Below are 22,655 nucleotides of genomic sequence, written 5' to 3' on the forward strand. Positions count from 1 at the left end.
CGGCACCATCATCAGACAACGATAACAATTGAGCTCAGACGACCACTCCAACCCGACCACCCTGCTCGACGTGGCCCGTGCGGCCGGCGTATCGGCCAGCACCGTGTCGCGCATCATGAACGGTACCGCCCGCGTGGCCGAGGACAAGCGCAAGGCCGTGCTGGCCGCCATCGAGAAGATGCAGTTCGCGCCGAACCAGATGGCACGCAGCCTGAAAAAAGGCAGCACGATGACGATCGGGATCGTCGTGCAGGACATCAGCTCGCCCTTCTTCGACGAGACGCTGCGCGGCGTCGACGACGCGCTCAAGGGCACCGGCTACACCAGCGTCATCGTCAGCGGCCACTGGAACGCGGACGAGGAATCGGACCGCATCCGCCTGCTGCTGGCGCGCAAGGTGGACGGCATCATCCTGCTGACGGGCCGCATTTCGGACGAGACCGTACTGCACTTCGCCAACCAGCGCCCCATCGTGGCCACGGGACGCTCGCTGCGCACGTCGAACGCGATCGGCTTCAAGGTCGATAACGAACACGGCGCGTGGCTGGCCACGCGCCACCTGCTCGACCTGGGCCACCGCCGCATCGTCTTCATCACCGGCCCCGCGTCCAGCAGCGACGCCAACGAACGCCTTGCCGGATACCGCCGCGCAATGGCCGAAGCGGGCGAAGCGGTCGATCCGCAACTGGTCGTCGAGGGCGACTTCCATGAACCGAGCGGCCTGGCGGCGGTCAACCGGCTGCTCGAACGCGACGTGCGATTCACCGCCGTTTTCGCGGCCAACGACCTGTCGGCCTATGGCGCCCGCCTTGCGCTGTACCGCAAGGGCATCCGCGTGCCGCAGGACGTGTCGCTGGTGGGCTTCGATGACCTGCCGGGATCGTCGTACACGGCGCCGCCGATGACGACCGTGCGCCAGCCGCTGTACGACCTCGGCAAGGCCGCCACCAACGCGCTGCTGTCGCTGATGGGGCGCGAAGCCTTCGACGAGGGCGTAGCGCCGGTGGAGCTGGTCGTGCGCGAGACCACGCAGGCGGCGCAGTAAAACCGGAACATCAACGGTCAGCGGGCGCGATTCGCGCAAGCGCCGCCGCAAACGCGGCATGCGCGGCCGGGTCCACCGGCCGGTACTTCGCCTCGGTCCGTGCGGGATCCTTGCCCAGGTAGTTATCCCCTTTCCAGTTGCGCACGGGCCTGACCGGCCGCGGCACGAAGCCGCCGCCGCAATTGGGGCAGACATTTTGCAGCAACCCGTCCACGCAGTCCGCGCAGAAGGTGCATTCGTAGGAACAGATACGCGCATCCGGCGCGGCGGGCGGCAGTGCCTTGTCGCAGTGTTCGCAAGTGGGTCGCAGTTCGAGCATGGCCGTCTCCTTGTTGACTGGCCGATGTTAATCCGCCCGCGGTTGACAGGAATGACAGCCATGGATGAATATCTGCCACATGCCCTCCCCTGTCGACATCTGGCTGCTCGTATTTCCCGGCTTCGTGCTGCTGGACGCGACCGGCCCGATCCAGGTCTTCGCCAGCGCGAACGATGAGGCGCGTGACGCGGGGCTGCCGCCGCCGTACCGTATCCACCTGATCGCCCAGGGTGGGGGCGCCGTCATGTCGTCGGCCGGCGTTGCGATGATTGCAGCACCACTGCCACGCGGCGGCATCCCCGGCAGCACGCTGATCGTCTCCGGTGGCGGCGGCGCCGACCTGCCCTCCACCACCGACGCCGCGGGATGCGCGGTCCTGCGCTGGGTCACGCGTGCCAGCATTCTCGCCGCGCGCTGCTGCTCGGTGTGCACGGGCGCGTTCGTGCTGGCGCGCGCCGGCCTGCTGGACGACCGGCGCGCCGTCACGCACTGGCAGGACGCGGCCGCGCTGCGCTCGCAGCATCCGCTGGTGCGGGTGCAGGACGATGCGATCCACGTCCGCGACGGCAAATTCCACACGTCCGCCGGCATCAGCGCAGGCATGGACCTCGCGCTGAGCCTTGTCGAGGAAGACCTGGGCCGCAGGGCCGCGTTGGCGGTTGCGCGGCGCATGGTGCTGTTTCTCAAACGGCCTGGCGGACAACGCCAGTTCAGCGCCGAACTGCTGGCGCAATCGGCCGCCGAGGGGGTGGCGGCGCAGCTGACGGCCTGGTTGCGTCCCAGGTTGCACCAGATGCTGGATGTGGACCAGATGGCGGCCGCGTGTGCGCTGTCGGTACGAACGCTGCATCGCAGGCTGCGTGCCGAGGCGGACATCACGCCGGCGCAACTGCTGGCGCAATTGCGCATGGAGCTGGCGTGCCAGCTGCTGGAACGGCCGGGCGTGACCGTCAAGGGTGTGGCGCGGCGCAGCGGCCATGGCAGCGAATACAACCTGCGGCGGGCGTTCGTGCTGCGGCTGGGCGTATTGCCGGGCGACTATCGGAAAAGGTTTTCGTGACTGCGGCAACGGGTTCGTCGCCAACAACGTTTGTCGTGCATCAACGACAATGACTGTTGCACATGTGACATTTGGCGCCTCGGTATCAGCTCATGAATGGGAGCCATATGCCAACTGTCACCATCCACATCGCAGGCCGCGGTACGCGGCTGGCTGACGGCAGCCCTTCCATGGCGGGCCATATGTGGATCGGCCTGGAAAACGGTACCACCGTCCACAGCTACGGCTTCGGCCCCGCCGGCGCTTACGAAGGCCAGCCGTTCGCGCCCGGCCGCTTCTACGACGACGACCATGAGACCTACCCGGCCCGCCACTACCAGAAGCGCATCGCCATCAGCGCCAGCCAGTACGAAGCCATGCGCGACTTCGGCCGCGAACCCGCCAGATACGGTTTTGCCTCCTACTACAACGGCTTCACCAACAGCTGCGTGCACTTTGCGTGGAAAATGCTGGAGCACGGCGGACTGAATCCCACCCATTACGAAGGCGACGTCTGGCCCACCAATAATATCGATCATGCCGATACGATCGACAGGCCGGACGGTCGTGACGTCGCCGGCCCTGCCCGTGCCGGGACGGGCGCGCGCCTGTGGCAATGGCTGCGGCCATTGTCACAGTGGTGGGTGATACGGATCGTCGTGGGATTGGTTCGTGCCGCCGTGACCAGGCCCTGGCCAGGCATCGTGGTCGGCAGGGCGGCCGCGTAGGCGGACAGCCCACGCGTTACCCATCGCTCGCCGGACGGCGCCGCCATAAAAAACGCCACCCGCAGGTGGCGTTTGTCTTTCGACGTCCCGCTCAGCGCTTGCGCGGCGGCGGCAGGTCCGTGCAGACCCCTTCGTACACTTCGGCGGCCATGCCGATCGACTCGCCCAGCGTCGGGTGCGGGTGGATCGTCTTGCCGATGTCCGTGCCGTCGCAGCCCATCTCGATCGCCAGCGCGATCTCGCCGATCATGTCGCCGGCGTGCGTGCCGACGATCGTGCCGCCGATGATGCGGTGCGTTTCAGCATCGAACAGCAGCTTTGTGAAGCCTTCTTCACGGCCGTTCGCCACGGCACGGCCGGAGGCGGCCCACGGGAAGTGGCCCTTCTCGACCTTGATGCCCTTGGCTTTGGCTTCGTCTTCCGTCAGGCCGACCCATGCCACTTCCGGATCGGTGTAGGCAACCGACGGGATCACCTTGACGTCGAAGTGCGACTTCTGGCCGGCAGCCGCTTCGGCGGCCACGTGGCCTTCGTGCACGGCCTTGTGCGCCAGCATCGGCTGGCCCACCAGGTCGCCGATGGCGAAGATGTGCGGAACGTTCGTGCGCATCTGGCTGTCCACGCTGATGAAGCCGCGGTCGGTGACCTGCACGCCGGCCTTGTCGGCGGCGATCTTCTTGCCGTTCGGGCTGCGGCCCACGGCGACCAGCACCATGTCGTACAGCTGCGGCTCGGGCGCTGTGGCGCCTGCTTCCGCCGCTTCGAACGTGACCTTGATCCCTTCCGGCAGCGCTTCCACGCCGACGGTCTTGGTCTTGGTCATGACGTTGTCGAAGCGGTGCGCGTTGTACTTCTGCCAGACCTTGACGGCGTCGCGGTCCGCGCCCTGCATCAGGCCATCCATCATCTCGACCACGTCGATGCGCGCGCCGAACGTCGAGTACACCGTCGCCATTTCCAGGCCGATGATGCCGCCGCCGATGACGAGCATCCGCTTCGGCATGAAGCGCAGCTCCAGCGCGCCCGTCGAATCGACGATGCGCGGGTCTTCCGGCACGAACGGCAGCTTCACCACTGCCGAACCGGCCGCGATGACGGCCTGCTTGAACTGCACGACCTTCTTCGTGCCGTCGGCGCTGGTGACTTCGATGTGGTTCGGGCTGAGGAACTGGCCCACGCCCTGTACCACTTGCACCTTGCGTGCTTTCGCCATGCCCGTCAGGCCGCCCGTCATCTTGTTGATGACGCCTTCCTTGTACGCGCGCACTTCATCGATATCGATTTCCGGCCGCGCGAACTTGACGCCATGCTTGCCCAGGTGCGCGGTCTCGTCGACCACGGAGGCCAGGTGCAGCAATGCCTTGGACGGAATGCAGCCCACGTTCAGGCAGACGCCGCCCAGCGTCGCGTAACGCTCGACGATAACGGTGTTCATGCCCAGATCGGCCGCGCGGAACGCGGCGGAGTAACCGCCGGGACCGCCGCCCAGCACCATCATGTCGCATTGGATGTCGGCCTGGCCGGAGAACGAACCGGCGCCTGGCGCAGGTGCCGAGGCGGGCGCGGAGGCCGGTGCCGGCACGGCGGGACCGCCGTACACGGCCCCCGCCTGGCCTGGCGCGGCGCCCGTCTCTTCCGGCTTGGCGACCGGCGAGGCCGGTGCACCGGCGCCCGCAGCGGCGGGGGCGGATTCGCCACCCTTTGCTTCGAGCAGCATCAGCAGGCTGCCTTCGGAGATCTTATCGCCGACCTTGATGCGCAATTCCTGCACCACGCCGGCGTGCGTCGACGGGATTTCCATCGACGCCTTGTCCGACTCCACCGTCACCAGCGACTGGTCGACCTTGATCGTGTCGCCCGGCTTGATCATCACCTCGATGACTTCCACTTCCTTGAAGTCGCCGATGTTGGGTACCTTCACTTCTACGATGCTCATCGATCGGTCTCCTTACAGCAGGATCTTGCGCATATCGGCCAGGACGTCGGCCAGATACACGGCGAAGCGGGCACCGGAGGCACCATCCACGACGCGGTGGTCGTACGACAGCGACAGCGTCATCATCAGGCGCGGCGCGAACTGCTTGCCGTCCCACACGGGCTTCATCTGGGCCTTCGACAGGCCAAGGATCGCCACTTCCGGCGCGTTGACGATCGGCGTGAAGTGCGAGCCTCCGATGCCGCCCAGCGACGAGATCGTGAACGTGGCGCCCTGCATGTCGGTCGGCTTCAGCTTGCCTTCGCGGGCCTGCAGCGACAGCTCCGTCATCTCTTTCGCGATCTGCGTCACGCTCTTCTGGTCCGCGTTCTTGATGACGGGGACGACGAGGCCGTTCGGCGTGTCGGCCGCGAAGCCGATGTTGTAGTACTTCTTCAGGATCAGGTTCTCGCCCTTCTCGTCCAGCGACGAGTTGAACGACGGGTACTTCTTCAGTGCCGCGACGGACGCCTTGATGACGAAGGCCAGCATCGTCAGCTTGGTCGCATCCTTGTTCTTGGCGCTGGCATTGTTCGACTCGACGCGGAACGCTTCCAGGTCGGTGATGTCGGCATCCTCGAACTGCGTCACGTGCGGGATCATGACCCAGTTGCGGTGCAGGTTCGGGCCGGAGATCTTCTTGATGCGCGGCAGCGGCTGCAGTTCCGTTTCGCCGAACTTGGAGAAGTCCAGCGACGGCCATGGCAGCAGGTTCATGCCCGCGCCACCGCCGGCGGCAGCCGTCGGCGCGTTTGGCGCGGCCGTCGCGCCGGACATGACGCCCTTGACGAAGTTCTGCACGTCCTGCTGGGTGATGCGGCCTTTCGGACCGGTACCCGGCACGCGGCCGATATCGACGCCCAGTTCGCGGGCGAATTTACGGACCGACGGCGACGCGTGGGCCAGCTTGCCGGAGACGCCCGGCGCGGCCGGCGCTTGCGCAGCCGGTGCCGCAGGGGCCGGCGCAGCGGCCGCAGGCGCCGACGCAGCAGCCGGTGCCGCAGGTGCGGCAGCAGCGGCAGCCGGCGCGGCTGGAGCAGCCGCGCCGCCGGTGGCTTCCACCACCAGCACCAGCGAACCTTCCTTGACCTTGTCGCCAACCTTGACCTTGATTTCCTTGACCACGCCGTCATGCGACGACGGGATCTCCATCGATGCCTTGTCCGATTCGACGGTGATCAGCGACTGGTCCTTCTTGATCGTGTCGCCGACTTTTACCATCACTTCGATGACTTCGACTTCCTTGAAGTCGCCGATGTCCGGCACCTTGACGTCCACCGGACCGGCCGACGCCGCAGGTGCGGCGGCAGGAGCCGGTGCGGCAGCGGCAGCAGGTGCCGGCGCAGCGGCAGCCGGCGCCGGCGCGGCAGCGGCAGGGGCAGCAGCGCCGGCGCCTTCGGCTTCGACCATCAACAGCAGCGAACCCTCGGCAACCTTGTCGCCGACCTTGACCTTGATTTCCTTGACGACGCCAGCCTGCGACGACGGAATCTCCATCGACGCCTTGTCCGATTCCACGGTGATCAGCGACTGGTCGACCTTGATCGTATCGCCTACCTTGACCATCAGTTCGATGACTTCGACTTCCTTGAAATCGCCGATATCCGGGACTTTCACTTCCACAATGCTCATAGCGTTTGCTCCGTATTCTCGTTATTGGGTCACCGGATTTGGCTTGTTCGGATTCAGGCCGTACTTGACGACCGCCTGTTCGACAACGGACAGGTCGATCTTGCCTTCGTCGGCCAGCGAGCGCAGTGCTGCAACGGTAATGTAGTAGCGGTTCACCTCGAAGAATTCACGCAGCTTGGCGCGGCTGTCCGAGCGGCCGAAGCCGTCCGTGCCCAGCACCTTGTACGTGCGGCCCTTCGGCATGAAGGCGCGGATCTGCTCCGCATACAGGCGCATGTAGTCGGTGGTGGCGATGATCGGGCCTTGCGTGTCCTGCAAGAGGCCGGTCACATAAGGCACGCGCTGCTCCTTGGTCGGGTTGACCAGGTTCCAGCGTTCCGCATCCTGGCCTTCGCGGGCCACCAGCGTCAGCGACGGTGCGGACCAGATGTCGGCGGCGACGCCCCAGTCTTTTTCCAGCAGTTCCGCGGCGAACATCGACTCGCGCAGGATCGTGCCGGAGCCGACCAGCTGCACGCGTTCCTTGGCGTCCTTCGAGCCTTCCTGCAGCTTGTACATGCCCTTCAGGATGCCCTCTTCCTGGCCGGCCTTCAGGCCCGGGTGCGCGTAGTTCTCGTTCATGATGGTGATGTAGTAGAACACGTCTTCCTGTTCCGTCACCATGCGGCGCAGGCCGTCATGAATGATGACCGCCAGCTCGTGGCCGAAGGTCGGGTCGTACGGCATGCAGTTCGGGATCGCGGCGGCGAACAGGTGGCTGTGGCCATCCTCGTGCTGCAGGCCTTCGCCGTTCAGCGTGGTACGGCCGGCGGTGCCGCCCATCATGAAGCCACGGGCGCGCATGTCGCCTGCGGCCCATGCCAGGTCGCCCACGCGCTGCATGCCGAACATCGAGTAGTACGTGAAGAACGGGATCATCACGCGGTTGTTGGTCGAGTACGACGTCGCCGCGGCGATCCACGAGCTCATGCCACCCGCTTCGTTGATGCCCTCTTGCAGGATCTGGCCGGCCTTGTCCTCGCGGTAGTACATGACCTGGTCTTTATCCACCGGCTCGTACAGCTGGCCCTGCTGGTTGAAGATGCCGATCTGGCGGAACAGGCCTTCCATGCCGAACGTACGCGATTCGTCGACCAGGATCGGCACGATGCGCTGGCCCAGGCTCTGGTCGCGCAGCAGCGCGGTGATGATACGAACGAACGACTGCGTCGTCGAGATTTCACGGCCTTCCGGCGTCGCTTCCAGGACTGCCTTGAAGGCTTCCAGCGGCGGCACGACCAGCGTTTCGTCGGCCTTCATGCGGCGGTGCGGCAAATAACCGCCCAGGGCCTTGCGGCGCTCGTGCAGGTACTTCATTTCCGGCGCGTCGTCGGACGGCTTGAAGAACGGGATCTCGGCCAGCTTGTCGTCCGGGATAGGAATGTTGAAGCGGTCGCGCATTTCGCGGATGGCTTCGTCGTCCAGTTTCTTGGTCTGGTGCGCCGTGTTGCGCGCTTCGCCGGACTTGCCCATGCCGAAGCCCTTGACGGTCTTGACCAGGAGGACGGTCGGACGGCCTTGCGCTTCCTGCGCTACCTTGAACGCGGCGTAGATCTTGTGCGGATCGTGGCCGCCGCGGGTCAGGCGCCAGATGTCGTCGTCGCTCATGTTGGCAACCATCTCCAGCAGCTTCGGATGCTTGCCGAAGAAGTGCTTGCGCACGTAGGCGCCGTCTTTCGCTTTATAGTTTTGATATTCGCCGTCGACGGTTTCCATCATCACGCGCTGCAGGATGCCTTCCTTGTCCTTGGCCAGCAGCTCGTCCCAGCCCGGGCCCCAGATGACCTTGACGACATTCCAGCCGGCGCCGCGGAAGTCCGCTTCCAGTTCCTGGATGATCTTGCCGTTGCCGCGCACCGGACCGTCCAGGCGCTGCAGGTTGCAGTTGACGACGATAACCAGGTTGTCCAGCTGCTCGCGCGCGGCCATGCCGATCGCGCCCATCGATTCCGGCTCGTCCATCTCGCCGTCGCCGCAGAAGGCCCAGACCTTGCGGCCGTCGGTATTGGCAATGCCGCGGGCGTGCAGGTACTTCAGGAAGCGCGCCTGGTAGATCGCCATCAGCGGGCCCAGGCCCATCGAGACGGTCGGGAACTGCCAGAAGTCCGGCATCAGTTTCGGGTGCGGGTACGACGACAGGCCCTTGCCGTCGACTTCACGGCGGAAGTTCAGCAGCTGCTCTTCCGACAGGCGGCCTTCCAGGAACGCGCGGGCGTAGATGCCGGGCGACGAGTGGCCCTGGATGTACAGCAGGTCGCCGCCATGCTCTTCGCTTGGCGCGCGCCAGAAGTGGTTGAAGCCGATGCCCAGCATGTTCGCCAGCGAGGCAAACGAGGACAGGTGGCCACCGAGGTCGCCGTCGGCGCGGTTGGCCTTGACGACCATCGCCATCGCGTTCCAGCGCATCCACGAACGCAGGCGCTCTTCGTATTCCAGGTTGCCCGGGCAGTGCGCGCCCACGTGGGCGGGAATCGTGTTGACGTAGGCGGTGTTGGCGGAGAACGGGATCAAAGCGCCGCGGCGGCGCGCCAGATCGACCATGCGCTCCATCAGGTAGTGGGCCCGTTCCGGTCCTTCGTTTTCGAGGACGGCTTCAAGCGCCTCGAGCCATTCCTTGGTTTCCAGTGCGTCCGGATCGTTGGCGGTTTGGGCCGTGACCTGGTCAAGTTGAGCTGACATGTATCTAGTCTCCTAAGTTTGATTGAGCCCGAACCGATGCAATGACCGTCGCGGACGCGTGGGGGTGATTATTTACTAAGACATATGTGAAGTGTGAGGATTCTAACAGTGAATTCCGGCTTTTTCAAAATACGCAATGGCTTTTCATGATGTGAAATCAACCTATGGGAAAATGGTGCGGTGCCGCATAAATACTGGCTTTCCGGCGACTTGTCGACGGGCAACTGACCGCGACAACACGGTTTTCGGGCCCGGTTTCCGCCATGCCCCCGCCACTGGCATCGAACTCGTTCGGCGCCGATTTATAATGTCGTTCTTTCCTTCCCACCACAGCACATCACCATGCCAGCACAACTGATCGACGGAATCGCCCTCTCCCAAAAACTGCGCGCCGAAATCGCTTCCCGCGCCGCCGCACTGACCGCCCAGGGCCGGCAGCCCGGCCTGGCCGTGATCCTGGTGGGCGAGGACCCGGCCAGCCAGGTCTATGTGCGCAACAAGGTCAAGGCCTGCGGCGACGTGGGGATCCATTCCGTGCTGGAGAAGTACGACGCCGACCTGACGGAAGCGGCCCTGCTGGAGCGCATCGCAGCGCTGAACGCCGACCCGGCCATCCACGGCATCCTCGTGCAGATGCCGCTGCCGAAGCACATCAACCCGCACAAGGTCATCGAGGCGATCAGCACGTCCAAGGACGTCGACGGCTACTCGGTGCTGTCGGCCGGCGAACTGATGACGGGCCTGGACGGCTTCCGTCCCTGCACGCCATACGGCTGCATGAAGCTGATCGAGTCGACGGGCTTCGACCTGCGCGGCAAGCATGCCGTCGTGATCGGCCGCAGCAACACCGTGGGCAAGCCAATGGCCCTGCTGCTCTTGCAAGCCAACGCCACCGTCACCATCTGCCATAGCGCGACGCCGGATCTGGGCGTCTACACGCGGCAGGCCGACGTCGTGGTGGCGGCGGTAGGCCGCCGTAACACGCTGACGGCCGACATGGTGAAGCCCGGTGCAATCGTGATCGATGTCGGCATGAATCGCGACGATAATGGCAAGCTGTGTGGCGACGTCGATTTTGCCGCGATCAGGGAAGTGGCCGCGCACATTACGCCCGTACCGGGCGGCGTGGGCCCGATGACGATCACGATGCTGTTAATGAATACCATCGAGTCGGCGGAGAAGGTGTAAGCGCCGGTTCGACCAAACAACTGGAAAGACTATGACGACGACCGAAAACCCCCTGCTGGACTTTACCGGCCTGCCCCGTTTCGATGCGATCCGGCCGGAACACGTGACGCCGGCCATCGACGAGCTGCTGGCACACAACCGCGCCGTGGTGGCGCAGCTGGAAGCGCCGAGCGAGGACGTCACGTGGCAGAACTTCGTCACGCCGCTGGAAAACGCCACGGAGCAGCTGGGGCGGGCATGGGGGATCGTCGGTCACCTGAACAGCGTCGTCGATACGCCGGAGCTGCGCGCCGTCTACAACGAGAACCAACCCAAGGTCACAGAGTTCTGGACCGAGCTGTCGCAGAACGAGGCGCTGTTCGCCAAGTACAAGGCCTTGAAGGACAGCCCCGAATTCGCGACGTTGTCGCCGGCGCGCCAGCGCATCATCGACAACGCCATCCGCGACTTCCGCATGGGCGGCGCCGAGCTGCCGCCGGAGCAGAAGGAACGCTTCGGCGCGATCCAGGAGCAGCATGCGGCCGTGTCCACGCGCTTCTCCGAGAACGTGCTGGACGCCACCAACGACTGGACGATGGTCGTCGAAAACGAAGCGGATCTGGCGGGCCTGCCGGACGATGTGAAGCACGCCGCGAAGTCGCTGGCGGAGAAGAACGGCAAGCAGGGCTGGCAGTTCACGCTGCACTTCCCGTCGTACTACCCGATCCTGCAGTTCGCAGACAACCGCGCGCTGCGCGAGAAGGTCTATCGCGCCAACGCGACCAAGGCGTCCGAGCTGGGCGACGTGTTCAGCGAAAAGGACAAGTGGGACAACGGCGGCAATATCGTCACCCTGCTGAAGCTGCGCGCGGAAGAGGCGCGGCTGCTCGGCTACAAGAATTTCGCCGAAGTGTCGCTGGTGCCGAAGATGGCGCAAAGCCCGGAGCACGTCATCGAGTTCCTGGAAGACCTGGCAAAACGCGCGCGTCCCTATGCCGAGAAGGATCTGCAGGAGCTGCAGGCGTTCGCGCGCGAAAACCTCGGCATGGACAGGCTGGAAGCGTGGGACCTGCCCTACGCGTCCGAAAAGCTGCAGCAGCACCGCTATTCGTTCTCCGCGCACGAGGTCAAGCAGTACTTCCCCGAGCACAAGGTGATCGACGGCCTGTTCAAGCTGATCCAGAATCTGTTCTCCGTCGAGATCAAGCCGGACGAAGCGCCCGTGTGGCACAAGGACGTGCGCTTCTTCCGCATCGAACGCAACGGCGAGCTGGTGGGCCAGTTCTACCTGGACCTGTATGCCCGCCCCGGCAAGAACAGCGGCGCGTGGATGGACGACGCGCGCAGCCGCCGCGTCGAGGGCGGCCGCCTGCAGACGCCTGTCGCCTACCTGACGTGTAACTTCACCGAGCCTTCCGTCGTCAACGGCCAGCCGCAGCCGGCCCTGTTCACGCACGACGAAGTAATCACGCTGTTCCATGAGTTCGGCCACGGCCTGCACCACATGCTGACGGCCGTCGAGGAACTGGGCGTGTCCGGCATCTCGGGCGTCGAATGGGATGCCGTGGAACTGCCGTCGCAGTTCATGGAGAACTTCTGCTGGGAGTGGGACGTGCTGTCGCACATGACGGCGCACGTGAAGACAGGCGAGCCGCTGCCGCGCGCGCTGTTCGACAAGATGACGGCGGCGAAAAACTTCCAGTCCGGCCTGCAGACCTTGCGCCAGGTCGAGTTCTCGCTGCTGGACATGCATTTGCACTACGACTACGACCCTGAAGGCGGCAAGTCGGTGCAGGACGTCATCGACGAAGTGCGGAGCCGATTCGCCGTGATCGTGCCGCCGGCCTTCAACCGCTTCCAGAATTCGTTCGGCCACATCTTCGCCGGCGGTTACGCGGCGGGCTACTACAGCTACAAATGGGCCGAGGTGCTGTCCGCCGACGCCTATGCCGCGTTCGAAGAGGCGGCCGAGCTGGAAGGCGGCAAGCTGCCCGTGCAGACCGGCGAGAAGTTCCTGCGCGAGATCCTGCAGGTGGGCGGCTCGCGCCCGGCGCTGGAGTCGTTCACGGCCTTCCGCGGCCGCGAGCCAATGATCGACGCGCTGCTGCGCCACAGCGGCATGGCCGCCTGACGCGGTCCCGCTTCACTTACCCGCTTTATGCGGCGCCATGCCGGCCCCGAAGGTCGGCATGGCGCCGTTTTTACATGTGCCGCCAGATCTTCAGTCAAGCACCGGACCGCGGCGAAATGAATTTACAATAGCGCCATGACCCGAATCGACTTCCACACCAACGTGCCCGACAAGATCGCCTACTGCTGCCGGCTCGTGCGCAAGGCGTACGGCGCGCGCAACCGCATCGTCGTCATGACGGAGGACGCGGCGCAGCAGGCCGCGCTCGATGCCGCGCTGTGGACTTTTTCCGGCCCGGACTTCCTGCCGCACGTGGCGTTCGACGATCCGCTGGCGCCGGACACCCCCATCGTGCTGACGCACAGCGACGCGGCCGAGCTGCCCGAGGCGGACCTGCTGGTGAACCTGGCGCGCCGTGCGCCGGCGCAGTTCGAGAGTTTCCCGCGCCTGATCGAAGTCGTCTCGACCGACGAAGCCGATGCCGCCGCCGGGCGCCAGCGCTTTGTCGCATACAAGCGGCAGGACTACCAGCCCACTCACCTCAGCATAGGAAAATCATGAGCCAGGACGTTCCGTTTGACGCCGGCATTCCCGTGCTGACGGAAGTCGTCAGCATGCCGCCCGGCGCCGCCGCTCCCGCGCCGGCAGCGCTGCCCGCCACTGGCGCGCTGGACGCCGCCGAATGGGAAGCGCTGGAGCGCCGCCTCAACGAACGGATCCTGCAGCAACTGACGTCGCGCGTGGATTTCATGCTGGAGCAGCGCGTCAGGGACGGCATGGCCGCCGTGCTGACCCACGTGCTGCATGACGTGACGACGGAACTGCGGGAAGGCTTGCACGAGACGATCGGCCGAATCGTCACCCGCGCCGTGCAGCAGGAAATCGCCGATCTGCAGGCACGCAAGTAGGGAATCCGTGCATAGGGACAGTGCATCCTGCCCCGCACCGGTGCATGCGTGAAAAAAGCGCGTTCTGCGTCTTTGCCAATTGAAAATTTTGCTGTACCTTCTCGCATTGCAGGCGGCGTTCGCGAGGCGCCGCCGACTTAAAAATCATTGGAGAACGAGACATGCAAACGAAGTTCGTCGCCATCGCAGTTGCCCTTGCCGCCGCCTTTGGCGGTTCCGCATCGGCCCAGGAAGTGATCAAGATCGGCCACGTCGGCCCCGTCTCGGGCCCCCAGGCGCACCTCGGCAAGGATAACGAGAACGGCGCCAACATGGCGATCGCGGACCTGAACGCCAAGGGTATCAAGATCGGCGGCAAGCCCGTCAAGTTCACGCTCGTGCTGGAAGACGACGGCGCCGACCCCAAGCAGGGCACGACGGTCGCCCAGAAGCTGGTCGATGCGAAAGTGAACGGCGTGGTCGGCCACCTCAATTCGGGCACCACGGTGCCGGCGTCGCGTATCTACTATAATGCCGGTATCCCGCAGATTTCGCCGGCCTCGACGATCCCCACGTACACGAAGCAGAAGTTCAACACGGCCTTCCGCATTGTTGCCAATGACAACAAGCTGGGCGGCACGCTGGGCAAATACGCCGTGACCAAGCTGGGCGCGAAGAAGATCGCCGTCATCGACGACCGCACCGCTTACGGCCAGGGCGTCGCTTCGGAGTTCATCAAGGGCGCCAAGGCGCCGGGCGTGCAGATCGTCGACAAGCAGTTCACCAACGACAAGGCAACCGACTTCAACGCCATCCTGACCAGCATCAAGGCGAAGAATCCGGACCTCGTCTTCTTCGGTGGCATGGACGCCGTGGGCGGCCCGCTGCTGCGCCAGATGAAGGCGCTGGGCATCAATGCGAAATTCATGGGTGGCGACGGCGTCTGCACGGATGCGCTGCCGCGCCTGGCCGGTACCGCGGCCGCGGACGGCGTTGTCACCTGCGCCGAAGCGGGCGGCGTGCCGCCGGAGCTGCAGAAGAATATGGACGACTTCCGCGCCCGCTACAAGAAGCAGTTCAACCAGGAAGTGCAGCTGTACGCGCCGTATGTGTACGACTCGGTGATGACGATGGCGCAGGCGATGCAGGATGCCGGGTCAAGCGATCCGAAGAAGTACCTGCCGTTCCTGGCGAAAGTGAAGTATCAGGGCGTGACGGGCCTGATCACGTTCGACCAGTTCGGCGACATCCAGGATGGCGCGCTGACCCTGTTCACGTACAAGGGCGGCAAGAAGACCAGGATGGAAGTCGTGAAGTAACGACTTGAAGTAACAAGGATAACAAGCGCGGAGACAACGCGAGCGGGCCGTCCGGTGAGGACGGCCCTTGTTTTTTCTGCGGCCCCTTATGCGGTGGCCGCATACCGATCGGAGTAAACCAACTATGAACACCAAACTGATTCCCCTTGCCGCCGTGGCCCTCGCCTTCGCGGGCACGCACGTCCAGGCGCAGGAAGTCGTCAAGATCGGCTACGTCGGCCCGATGTCCGGCCAGTCCGCCCATCTGGGCACGGACACCCAGAACGGCACGCGCCTGGCCATCGAGGACCTGAATGCCAAAGGCTTCAAGATCGGCGGCAAGCCGGTGAAGTTCGTGCTGCAGGCGGAAGACGACGCGGCCGATCCGAAACAGGCCACCTCCGCCGCGCAGAAGCTGGCCGATGCGAAGATCAACGGCGTCATCGGTCACCAGACGTCCGGCACTTCCATCCCCGCTTCGCGCATTTACTATAACGCCGGCATCCCGCAGATTTCCGCCTCTGCCACGAGCCCGGTCTACACGCACCAGAAGTTCAACACCACGTTCCGCGTGGTCGCCAACGACAACAAGCTGGGCGCCACCCTAGGCCAGTACGCCGTGCAGAAGCTTGGCGCGAAGAAGATCGCCGTCATCGACGACCGCACGGCCTACGGGCAAGGCGTGGCGGACGAATTCGGCAAGGGCGCGCGCAAGGCCGGTGCCGGCGCCGTGCAGATCGTCGCGCGTGAATTCACCAACGACAAGGCCACCGACTTCAACGCCATCCTGACCAATATCCGCGCCAAGAATCCGGACCTGGTCTTCTTCGGCGGCATGGACTCCGTAGGCGGCCCGCTGCTGCGCCAGATGAAGGCGCTGGGCATCAAGGCCCGCCTGATGGGCGGCGACGGCATCTGCACGGAAGCCATGCCGCGTCTGGCCGGCGCCACCGCGGGCGAAGCACCGATCGTGTGCGCGGAAGCGGGCGGCGTGGCGGCGGGACAGCAGCAGAAGATGGAAGAATTTGCGGCGCGCTACAAGAAGCGCTACAACCAGAACCTGCAGATCTACGCGCCGTACGCCTATGACGCCACGATGGCAATGGTGCAGGCGATGGCGGACGCGAAATCGGCCGATCCGAAGAAGTACCTGCCGTTCCTCGCGAAGGTGAAGTATGCCGGCGTCACCGGCGAGATCGCATTCGATGCATTCGGCGACATCAAGGACGGCGCGCTGACCTTGTACACGTTCAAGGACGGCAAGCGCACGCTGATCGAAGTGGTGAAGTAAAGGGATCGGGGCTGGGCTGGCACCTGTCGCGGCCCCCTGCCACAGGCGTCTGCCCCTGGCCTCGAGACCATCCACGTCGCAACCGTGGAACAAAAGAACAAAGCCGGGCAATGCCCGGCTTTTTTATGACCCGGCGCTTATTTCTGCGCCAGCACCCATTTTGCCAAGGTGCGCGCCTCGGCCTCGCTGACCTGCGGATTGGCCGGCATCGGAATCGCGCCCCAGACGCCGGAGCCGCCTTTCATGATCTTCCCGACCAGCTTGTTTTCGGCATCCTTCTGCCCCGCGTACTTGGCGGCCACATCCTTGTAGGCAGGACCGACCAGCTTGTTCGCTACAGCGTGGCACGCCATGCAATTCTTGGCCTTGGCCAGGTCCGCACTTGCCATCGCCGCCTGCGACACAAGCGCCGAGGCAAACACCGCTGCAACCATCATGGAACGTTTCATCGATTTCTCCAAAGTAATCTGCCGATGATTCTACTCTTTCTGTGAGGCAGAGCAACCGCGGGCAGTCCTCTCCACAACGGCCCGGATCCAAGCCCGTTGACCGTTAAGATGTTACTGCATGTAAAGCTGGAGTTTTGTAAGATGGACGCAAAGGAGCCCACCATGCCCATCATTGTTGTCATCGCTGCATTGTGCGCGCTGCGCTTTTTCGAAGTGTGGCGCTTCGCCGACGTCTCCTGGTGGTGGATCGTGGGCCTGATGGTGTTCGCGTTCGTGTGGTTCCAGTTCGTCGAGCCGCTCCTGGGCCTCGACAAGCGCAAGGCCCACAACGAGGACGACAGACGGCGCAGGGAGCGCGCCAGGAAGAGCCTGGAGAGACCGCGCAAGTAAGGCATACGCGGCTCTTGCCCCACGTCACACAGGCCCACGCAAGGCCTACCTTACGTAAAAAATGCGGGTAATATACACAGTGCTTGTTTATTTTTGAGGTGACATCATGGCAACAAACGCGAAAGTACGTCTGAATGCCGACCTTTCCCCCGCCGTCGCGTCGGCGTTGAAGGATCTGGCAAAGTCACAGAACATATCGTTGACGGAAGCCTTGAGCCGTGCCATCAGCACCGAGTCCGTCCTTGCCCAGCGCCGCAGCCAGGGTGCGAAGGTCGTGATCGACGACGGCAACGGCAAGCTGTCCGAGCTGATTTTCACCCGCTAGTCCCACAGGCAAGACCGTGCCCGAAGACGATGAGGTAGCGGATCCCCGGCAGTCCGCCCCGCCCGCCGGATCCGTGGATCGGCACGAAAACGCCGAGATCCAGGAGACGCTCGACGCAACGGTTGGCGCCGGAAAGCCGGCACCAGGACTGAGCACGCCAGAGGTCACGGGCAATTACGATCCCGGGCGATACCAGGATGCCACCCGATCCTATATCGCCTATTGGCTGCTCGGACTACTGACGCTGATGGTCGTGGGCGGATTCGGCATGCTCCTCGTGGTCCCCCAGGTCACATTCGACGACCTCAAGAGTATTCTGGAGCTGGTCTTTGGACCCATCGTTGCACTGGTTTCCGCAGCCACGGGCTTTTACTTTGGTGCCCAGCAGCCCGGAGCAGGCAAGAAGCCATAGCGGCCGGCGAGTGCTACCCAGCCGGCCGCCGTTGTGCTGTCGAAGCAGGTCAGCGCTTCAGCTGCGACAGGTCGCGCACGGCGCCGCGGTCGGCCGACGTCGTCAGCGCCGCGTACGCCTGCAGCGCCTGCGAGACGTAGCGCTCGCGGCTGACGGGCTTCCATGCATCCGCACCCTTCGCTTCCATCGCGGCGCGGCGGTGCGCCAGCTCTTCGACTGACAGGCGCAGGTTGATGGTCCGGTTCGGAATATCGATCTCGATCGTGTCGCCCTCTTCCACCAGTCCGATCGCGCCGCCCTCCGCCGCTTCCGGGGAGGCATGGCCGATGACGAGGCCCGAGGAGCCGCCGGAGAAGCGGCCGTCGGTGAACAGCGCGCATGCCTTGCCGAGGCCCTTCGATTTGATGTAGGACGTCGGGTACAGCATCTCCTGCATGCCGGGGCCGCCCTTCGGTCCTTCGTAGCGGATGATGACGACGTCGCCCTCATGCACGGTGTCCCCGAGGATGCCGGCCACCGCATCGTCCTGGCTTTCGAACACGCGTGCGCGGCCCGTGAACTTCAGGATGCTCTCGTCCACGCCCGCCGTCTTCACGATGCAGCCCTTTTCCGCGATATTGCCGTACAGGACCGCCAGGCCGCCGTCCTGCGAGAACGCGTGCTCGCGGTCGCGGATGCAGCCGTTGCTGCGATCGAGGTCATTTTCTTCGTAGCGCTCCGATTGCGAGAACGCCACCTGCGTGGGTACGCCACCAGGCGCGGCGCGGAACAGCCGGTGGACGGCCGGATCGTCGCTGCGGCGGATGTCGTATTTTTCGATGGCCTCGCCCATCGTGGCGCTGTGCACCGTCGGCAGCGACGTGTCCAGCAGACCCGCGCGGGCCAGCTCGCCCAGGATCGAGACGATGCCGCCGGCGCGATGCACGTCCTCGATGTGGTACTTGTCCGTCATCGGGGCCACCTTGCACAGGCATGGCACCTTGCGCGAGATGCGGTCGATGTCGGCCATGGTGAACTCGACTTCCGCTTCGTGCGCAGCCGCCAGCAGGTGCAGCACGGTGTTGGTCGAGCCGCCCATCGACACGTCCAGCGCCATCGCGTTTTCAAACGCCGCCTTGGAAGCGATCGAACGGGGCAGCACCGAATAATCGTCCTGCTCGTAGTGGCGCTTGGCGATGTCGACGATCAGGCGGCCGGCGCGCAGGAACAGCTCCTTGCGGTCCGCGTGGGTGGCGACGATGGTGCCGTTGCCCGGCAGCGCCAGACCCAGGGCTTCGGTCAGGCAGTTCATCGAGTTCGCCGTGAACATGCCCGAACAGGAACCGCAGGTGGGACAGGCCGAGCGCTCGATTTCGGCCACGTCCGCGTCCGACACGGTCGAGTCGCCCGCCTTGATCATCGCGTCGACCAGATCGAGCTTGATGATCTTCTGGCCGCCGTTGACGACCTTGACCACCTTGCCCGCTTCCATCGGCCCGCCGGAGACGAAGACGACGGGGATGTTCAGCCGCATGGCGGCCATCAGCATGCCGGGCGTGATCTTGTCGCAGTTGGAGATGCAGACCATCGCATCGGCGCAGTGGGCGTTGACCATATACTCGACGGAGTCGGCGATCAGGTCGCGCGACGGCAGCGAATACAGCATGCCGCCGTGGCCCATGGCGATGCCGTCGTCGACGGCGATGGTATTGAATTCCTTGGCAACGCCGCCGGACGCCTCGATCTCGCGCGCCACCAGTTGCCCCAGGTCCTTCAGGTGCACGTGGCCGGGCACGAACTGGGTGAACGAATTGACGACGGCGATGATGGGCTTGTCGAAGTCGCCGTCCTTCATGCCCGTGGCGCGCCACAGGGCGCGGGCTCCGGCCATATTGCGGCCCTGGGTCGTGGTGTGGGAACGGTAAGTGGGCATGGGTGTCTCCTCGGAACATGCGGCGAAATCGGACAGACAGCGTGCGCTTTCCTCCATCAGTTGTCAAATATATGATTTAATGTTCTGTGATTCATTTCGTATATAAGCATTCCAAACTATGGCCGCCAACATCGAACTGCGTCAGCTGCGTTACTTCGTCACGGTGGCGGAGGAGCTGCATTTCGGCCGCGCCGCGCGGCGCCTGCACATGACGCAACCGCCGCTGTCGCAGACGATCCTGGCGCTGGAGGACATGCTGGGTGCGGCGCTGTTCGACCGCAACCGCCGCGGCGTGGCGCTGACGCCCGCAGGCGAGGCGCTGCTGCCGGAAGCGCGCCGGCTGCTGGCGCAGGCGGGCGAGCTGCCGGGCCTCGTCCGGCGCGCGGCCTCGGGCGAGACGGGCAAGCTGTCGTTGGCCTTTGTCTCGTCGGCCGACTACAGCGTGTTGCCACCGTCGCTGCGGGCCTACCGCGCCGCGTTCCCGCACGTGCAGATCACGCTGCAGGAAGCGACGTCGGACCGGCAGATGGACGAGCTGCTGCAGGGCCGCATCGATGCCGGCCTGCTGATTCCGCCGCTGACCGAGAAGGTCAAGGCGGAACTGGACTATCTGCCGATCCTGTCCGAGCCCTTGATCCTGGCCTCCCCCGCCAACCTGCCGGAACTGCGCGGCAAGCATGACGCCAGCCTGCGCACGCTGCCGCCGCTGCCGCTGATCATCTTCCCGCGTGCGATCGCGCCCGGCCTGTATGATGCCATTCTCGCGGTGTTCCGGGCTGCCGGCATGACGCCGGTGATCGGCCAGGAAGCGATCCAGATGCAGACGATCGTCAGCCTGGTCTCGGCTGGCATGGGTATCGCACTTGTGCCACAATCGGTGTCGAACCTGCGACGCCCGGGAGTAGAATACCGGCCGCTCGCACAGACGACGCCCCTCGTGGAGACGGGCCTGGCCTGGCGCCGCGACAATACCTCGCCCGTACTGAAGGGCTTTCTGGATTTGATGAGGAAGAGACTTTAATGCTGATTCACCCGATGCCCGATCCGGTGGCGTTCCACGTCGGCCCCGTTGCCGTTCACTGGTATGGCCTGATGTACGTGCTGGCATTCGCGCTGTTCATCGCGCTGGGCCGCGTGCGCATCCGCCAGCCGCACATCGCGGCGCAAGGCTGGAAAAACGAGGACCTGGACGACATGCTGTTCTACGGGATGCTTGGCGTGGTGCTGGGCGGCCGTCTGGGCGAGCTGATTTTCTACCGCCCCGAGTGGTTCCAGACCCCGCTTGAGATCTTCAAGGTGTGGCACGGCGGCATGAGCTTCCACGGCGGCTTCCTGGGTGTGCTGATCGCCATGTGGTTCTGGTCGCGCAAGGCGGGCCGCAACCTGCTGGACGTCTACGACTTCATCGCGCCGATGGTGCCGCTCGGGTATGCGTGCGGCCGCCTCGGCAACTTCATCAACGCCGAGCTGCCGGGCCGCGTAACGGACGCCACGCTACCGTGGGCGATGATCTGGCCAAACGTGGACGCCCTGCCGCGCCACCCTTCCCCGGTCTACCAGATGCTGGTGGACGGCCTGCTGGTGTTCGCGATCCTCTGGCCGTTCGCCCGCCACGCCCGCCCGCGCCTGGCGGTGGGCGCCATGTACACGCTGCTGTACGGCTGCGCGCGCTTCTTCACCGAATACTTCCGCACGCCGGACTGGGAAACCACCGTGCTGGGCCTGCCCATCACGTCCGGCCAGGTGCTGTCGCTGCCGATGATCCTGGCGGCGGTCGCGATGCTGGTGTGGTCGTACCGGCGCAATACCTACGGCACCGCGCCGGTAACGGTGTAAGCGCGGGCCCCGGCGCGTCGCTCACGGGGCGACGTGCACCACCAGCTTGCCGAAGTTTTTCCCCTCCAGCATGCCGGCGAATGCCGCCGGCGCCGCTTCCAGCCCTTCGACGATGTCTTCCCGCACCTTGACGACTCCGGCTTCGATCCAGCGTGCCATGTCATGCCGGAAGGCGTCGTAACGCCGCTCGTAATGGTCGAGAATGATGAAGCCTTCCATGCGGAGGCGTTTTTGCAGCACTGCCTTCGTCAATGCCGGCAGGCGGTCGGGGCCAGCCGAAGTAACGGCATCGTTGTAGTGGGCAATGAACCCGCAGACCGGAATGCGCGCACGCAGGTTCAGCAGCGGAAGCACCGCATCGAACACGGGTCCGCCCACGTTTTCAAAGTAGATGTCGATACCATCCGGACAGGCGGCCCCCAGCCGCTGCGCCAGCGCCGGGTCGTGCCGGTCGAGGCAGGCATCGAAGCCCAGCTCGTCCACCGCATACTTGCACTTGTCAGCCCCACCTGCGATACCGACCACGCGTGCGCCCTTGAGCCTGGCGACCTGACCGACAACGGAACCGACGGCGCCCGTGGCGGCGGCCACGACCACGGTCTCGCCCGGCTGCGGATTGCCGATGTCGAGCAACCCGACATAGGCGGTGAATGCAGGCATTCCCAGTCCGCTCAACGCCAGCGCGGGTTGGCGCAAGGTGCCGACGGGCGTCAGGTCCATGCCATCCGACAGCGTGTAATCCTGCCAGCCAGCATTGGCCAGCACCAGCTCCCCCGCCTGAAAGGCCGGATGCCGCGATGCGACAACACGGCTGACCGTGGCACCCACCATCGGTTCGCCAATGCCGATGGAAGGCGCATAACCGGGCCCTGCTTCGTCCATCAGGTTGCGCATATACGGATCGAGCGACAGATAAAGCGTTCGCAGCAGGACCTCGCCGTGGTTCGGCGTGGGTACGCTCGTCTGCTCGAAACGAAAGTGGGCGGGTGCCGGCAATCCCTGCGGACGGGCGGCAAGAACGTAACGCCGGTTGACGGTATCGCTTTGTAGCATGGCTGGCTCCTTCCGATGACATCGATGGATCGATCTACGGCTTGCCAG

Annotated in this window: 21 protein-coding genes; 14 read left to right on the forward strand and 7 right to left on the reverse strand. The window is 64.7% G+C overall.

Going from position 1 to position 22,655, the window contains the following annotated elements:
• The first annotated feature begins 28 nt into the window (after positions 1-28).
• Entirely contained in the window at positions 29-1,045 is a 1,017-nt protein-coding gene (locus E1742_RS10585; protein WP_134384837.1) for a LacI family DNA-binding transcriptional regulator, read from the forward strand.
• Between the two features lie 10 nt (positions 1,046-1,055).
• Here E1742_RS10585 and E1742_RS10590 read toward each other — a convergent pair whose 3' ends face one another.
• Positions 1,056-1,364 carry a DUF1272 domain-containing protein gene (locus E1742_RS10590; protein WP_134384838.1) on the reverse strand — a complete coding sequence of 103 codons (309 nt, stop codon included), beginning with the start codon at positions 1,362-1,364 and terminating at the stop codon, positions 1,056-1,058.
• 64 nt (positions 1,365-1,428) lie between these two features.
• Here E1742_RS10590 and E1742_RS10595 point away from each other — a divergent pair, with 64 nt between their 5' ends.
• Positions 1,429-2,424 carry a GlxA family transcriptional regulator gene (locus E1742_RS10595; protein ID WP_229466698.1) on the forward strand — a complete coding sequence of 332 codons (996 nt, stop codon included), beginning with the start codon at positions 1,429-1,431 and terminating at the stop codon, positions 2,422-2,424.
• 107 nt (positions 2,425-2,531) lie between these two features.
• Entirely contained in the window at positions 2,532-3,131 is a 600-nt protein-coding gene (locus tag E1742_RS10600) for a hypothetical protein (RefSeq protein WP_134384839.1), read from the forward strand.
• A 91-nt stretch (positions 3,132-3,222) separates the two neighbouring features.
• Here the strand turns inward: E1742_RS10600 and lpdA are convergent, their stop codons facing one another.
• From lpdA to aceE, 3 genes are read right to left on the reverse strand one after another with little or no spacing between them, the layout of a single operon-like run.
• The gene (lpdA, locus tag E1742_RS10605; protein WP_134384840.1) at positions 3,223-5,067 is read right to left on the reverse strand and encodes a dihydrolipoyl dehydrogenase; all 1,845 of its coding nucleotides are present in this window, start codon (positions 5,065-5,067) and stop codon (positions 3,223-3,225) included.
• Positions 5,068-5,079: 12 nt separating this feature from the next.
• Positions 5,080-6,738, reverse strand: a complete 1,659-nt coding sequence (gene aceF, locus E1742_RS10610) for a dihydrolipoyllysine-residue acetyltransferase (RefSeq protein ID WP_134384841.1) — start codon at positions 6,736-6,738, stop codon at positions 5,080-5,082.
• Between the two features lie 21 nt (positions 6,739-6,759).
• Entirely contained in the window at positions 6,760-9,456 is a 2,697-nt protein-coding gene (gene aceE / locus E1742_RS10615) for a pyruvate dehydrogenase (acetyl-transferring), homodimeric type (protein ID WP_134384842.1), read from the reverse strand.
• Between the two features lie 342 nt (positions 9,457-9,798).
• On the opposite strand from aceE, the gene folD reads away from it, so the two are divergent.
• The 6 genes from folD (at position 9,799) to E1742_RS10645 (ending at position 16,230) form a co-directional block, all read left to right on the forward strand.
• On the forward strand, positions 9,799-10,644 hold the full coding sequence (gene folD, locus E1742_RS10620; protein WP_134384843.1) for a bifunctional methylenetetrahydrofolate dehydrogenase/methenyltetrahydrofolate cyclohydrolase FolD: 846 nt from the start codon (positions 9,799-9,801) through the stop codon (positions 10,642-10,644).
• A 31-nt stretch (positions 10,645-10,675) separates the two neighbouring features.
• The gene (locus E1742_RS10625; RefSeq protein WP_134384844.1) at positions 10,676-12,754 is read left to right on the forward strand and encodes a M3 family metallopeptidase; all 2,079 of its coding nucleotides are present in this window, start codon (positions 10,676-10,678) and stop codon (positions 12,752-12,754) included.
• Positions 12,755-12,889: 135 nt separating this feature from the next.
• Entirely contained in the window at positions 12,890-13,315 is a 426-nt protein-coding gene (locus E1742_RS10630; protein WP_134384845.1) for a DNA polymerase III subunit chi, read from the forward strand.
• Positions 13,312-13,662, forward strand: coding sequence for a DUF2486 family protein (locus tag E1742_RS10635; RefSeq protein WP_134384846.1), 351 nt, complete (start codon positions 13,312-13,314; stop codon positions 13,660-13,662). The genes E1742_RS10630 and E1742_RS10635 overlap by 4 nt, the downstream gene beginning before the upstream one ends.
• 161 nt (positions 13,663-13,823) lie before the next feature.
• Positions 13,824-14,960: a branched-chain amino acid ABC transporter substrate-binding protein gene (locus E1742_RS10640; protein WP_134384847.1), complete on the forward strand. Its 1,137-nt coding sequence runs from the start codon at positions 13,824-13,826 to the stop codon at positions 14,958-14,960.
• A 124-nt stretch (positions 14,961-15,084) separates the two neighbouring features.
• The gene (locus E1742_RS10645; RefSeq protein ID WP_134384848.1) at positions 15,085-16,230 is read left to right on the forward strand and encodes a branched-chain amino acid ABC transporter substrate-binding protein; all 1,146 of its coding nucleotides are present in this window, start codon (positions 15,085-15,087) and stop codon (positions 16,228-16,230) included.
• 137 nt (positions 16,231-16,367) lie between these two features.
• Here E1742_RS10645 and E1742_RS10650 read toward each other — a convergent pair whose 3' ends face one another.
• Positions 16,368-16,679, reverse strand: a complete 312-nt coding sequence (locus E1742_RS10650; protein WP_134384849.1) for a c-type cytochrome — start codon at positions 16,677-16,679, stop codon at positions 16,368-16,370.
• Positions 16,680-16,841: 162 nt separating this feature from the next.
• On the opposite strand from E1742_RS10650, the gene E1742_RS10655 reads away from it, so the two are divergent.
• The 3 genes from E1742_RS10655 to E1742_RS10665 all read left to right on the forward strand — a co-directional run bounded on the left by E1742_RS10655 (position 16,842) and on the right by E1742_RS10665 (position 17,806).
• Positions 16,842-17,069, forward strand: a complete 228-nt coding sequence (locus E1742_RS10655) for a TIGR04438 family Trp-rich protein (protein WP_134384850.1) — start codon at positions 16,842-16,844, stop codon at positions 17,067-17,069.
• 106 nt (positions 17,070-17,175) lie between these two features.
• Complete coding sequence (locus E1742_RS10660; protein ID WP_134384851.1) at positions 17,176-17,394, forward strand: hypothetical protein; 219 nt, start codon at positions 17,176-17,178, stop codon at positions 17,392-17,394.
• Positions 17,395-17,410: 16 nt separating this feature from the next.
• On the forward strand, positions 17,411-17,806 hold the full coding sequence (locus E1742_RS10665) for a hypothetical protein (RefSeq protein ID WP_134384852.1): 396 nt from the start codon (positions 17,411-17,413) through the stop codon (positions 17,804-17,806).
• Positions 17,807-17,855: 49 nt separating this feature from the next.
• Here E1742_RS10665 and ilvD read toward each other — a convergent pair whose 3' ends face one another.
• Positions 17,856-19,718 (reverse strand): dihydroxy-acid dehydratase, encoded by a 1,863-nt coding sequence (gene ilvD / locus E1742_RS10670; RefSeq protein WP_134384853.1) that lies wholly within the window; start codon positions 19,716-19,718, stop codon positions 17,856-17,858.
• Between the two features lie 118 nt (positions 19,719-19,836).
• Here ilvD and E1742_RS10675 point away from each other — a divergent pair, with 118 nt between their 5' ends.
• Both E1742_RS10675 and lgt read left to right on the forward strand, forming a co-directional pair.
• The gene (locus tag E1742_RS10675; RefSeq protein ID WP_134384854.1) at positions 19,837-20,739 is read left to right on the forward strand and encodes a LysR family transcriptional regulator; all 903 of its coding nucleotides are present in this window, start codon (positions 19,837-19,839) and stop codon (positions 20,737-20,739) included.
• Complete coding sequence (gene lgt / locus E1742_RS10680) at positions 20,739-21,554, forward strand: prolipoprotein diacylglyceryl transferase (RefSeq protein WP_134384855.1); 816 nt, start codon at positions 20,739-20,741, stop codon at positions 21,552-21,554. The genes E1742_RS10675 and lgt overlap by 1 nt, the downstream gene beginning before the upstream one ends.
• A 21-nt stretch (positions 21,555-21,575) precedes the next feature.
• Here the strand turns inward: lgt and curA are convergent, their stop codons facing one another.
• Positions 21,576-22,607, reverse strand: a complete 1,032-nt coding sequence (curA, locus tag E1742_RS10685) for an NADPH-dependent curcumin/dihydrocurcumin reductase (protein WP_134384856.1) — start codon at positions 22,605-22,607, stop codon at positions 21,576-21,578.
• Positions 22,608-22,655: the final 48 nt, after the last annotated feature.

It is taken from the genome of Pseudoduganella plicata, from assembly GCF_004421005.1.
Taxonomy (GTDB): Bacteria; Pseudomonadota; Gammaproteobacteria; order Burkholderiales; family Burkholderiaceae_D; genus Rugamonas; species Rugamonas plicata.

What these genes read in the sequence shown, in the direction of transcription:
- curA (WP_134384856.1), bottom strand. Translation starts at nt 22,607, where the DNA reads ATGCTACAAAGCGATACCGTCAACCGGCGTTACGTTCTTGCCGCCCGT.
- ilvD (WP_134384853.1), bottom strand. Translation starts at nt 19,718, where the DNA reads ATGCCCACTTACCGTTCCCACACCACGACCCAGGGCCGCAATATGGCC.
- E1742_RS10640 (WP_134384847.1), top strand. Translation starts at nt 13,824, where the DNA reads ATGCAAACGAAGTTCGTCGCCATCGCAGTTGCCCTTGCCGCCGCCTTT.
- E1742_RS10635 (WP_134384846.1), top strand. Translation starts at nt 13,312, where the DNA reads ATGAGCCAGGACGTTCCGTTTGACGCCGGCATTCCCGTGCTGACGGAA.
- E1742_RS10600 (WP_134384839.1), top strand. Translation starts at nt 2,532, where the DNA reads ATGCCAACTGTCACCATCCACATCGCAGGCCGCGGTACGCGGCTGGCT.
- aceE (WP_134384842.1), bottom strand. Translation starts at nt 9,456, where the DNA reads ATGTCAGCTCAACTTGACCAGGTCACGGCCCAAACCGCCAACGATCCG.
- E1742_RS10655 (WP_134384850.1), top strand. Translation starts at nt 16,842, where the DNA reads ATGCCCATCATTGTTGTCATCGCTGCATTGTGCGCGCTGCGCTTTTTC.
- lpdA (WP_134384840.1), bottom strand. Translation starts at nt 5,067, where the DNA reads ATGAGCATCGTAGAAGTGAAGGTACCCAACATCGGCGACTTCAAGGAA.
- E1742_RS10645 (WP_134384848.1), top strand. Translation starts at nt 15,085, where the DNA reads ATGAACACCAAACTGATTCCCCTTGCCGCCGTGGCCCTCGCCTTCGCG.
- E1742_RS10630 (WP_134384845.1), top strand. Translation starts at nt 12,890, where the DNA reads ATGACCCGAATCGACTTCCACACCAACGTGCCCGACAAGATCGCCTAC.
- E1742_RS10625 (WP_134384844.1), top strand. Translation starts at nt 10,676, where the DNA reads ATGACGACGACCGAAAACCCCCTGCTGGACTTTACCGGCCTGCCCCGT.
- E1742_RS10650 (WP_134384849.1), bottom strand. Translation starts at nt 16,679, where the DNA reads ATGAAACGTTCCATGATGGTTGCAGCGGTGTTTGCCTCGGCGCTTGTG.
- lgt (WP_134384855.1), top strand. Translation starts at nt 20,739, where the DNA reads ATGCTGATTCACCCGATGCCCGATCCGGTGGCGTTCCACGTCGGCCCC.
- E1742_RS10675 (WP_134384854.1), top strand. Translation starts at nt 19,837, where the DNA reads ATGGCCGCCAACATCGAACTGCGTCAGCTGCGTTACTTCGTCACGGTG.
- aceF (WP_134384841.1), bottom strand. Translation starts at nt 6,738, where the DNA reads ATGAGCATTGTGGAAGTGAAAGTCCCGGATATCGGCGATTTCAAGGAA.
- E1742_RS10595 (WP_229466698.1), top strand. Translation starts at nt 1,429, where the DNA reads ATGAATATCTGCCACATGCCCTCCCCTGTCGACATCTGGCTGCTCGTA.
- E1742_RS10590 (WP_134384838.1), bottom strand. Translation starts at nt 1,364, where the DNA reads ATGCTCGAACTGCGACCCACTTGCGAACACTGCGACAAGGCACTGCCG.
- folD (WP_134384843.1), top strand. Translation starts at nt 9,799, where the DNA reads ATGCCAGCACAACTGATCGACGGAATCGCCCTCTCCCAAAAACTGCGC.
- E1742_RS10660 (WP_134384851.1), top strand. Translation starts at nt 17,176, where the DNA reads ATGGCAACAAACGCGAAAGTACGTCTGAATGCCGACCTTTCCCCCGCC.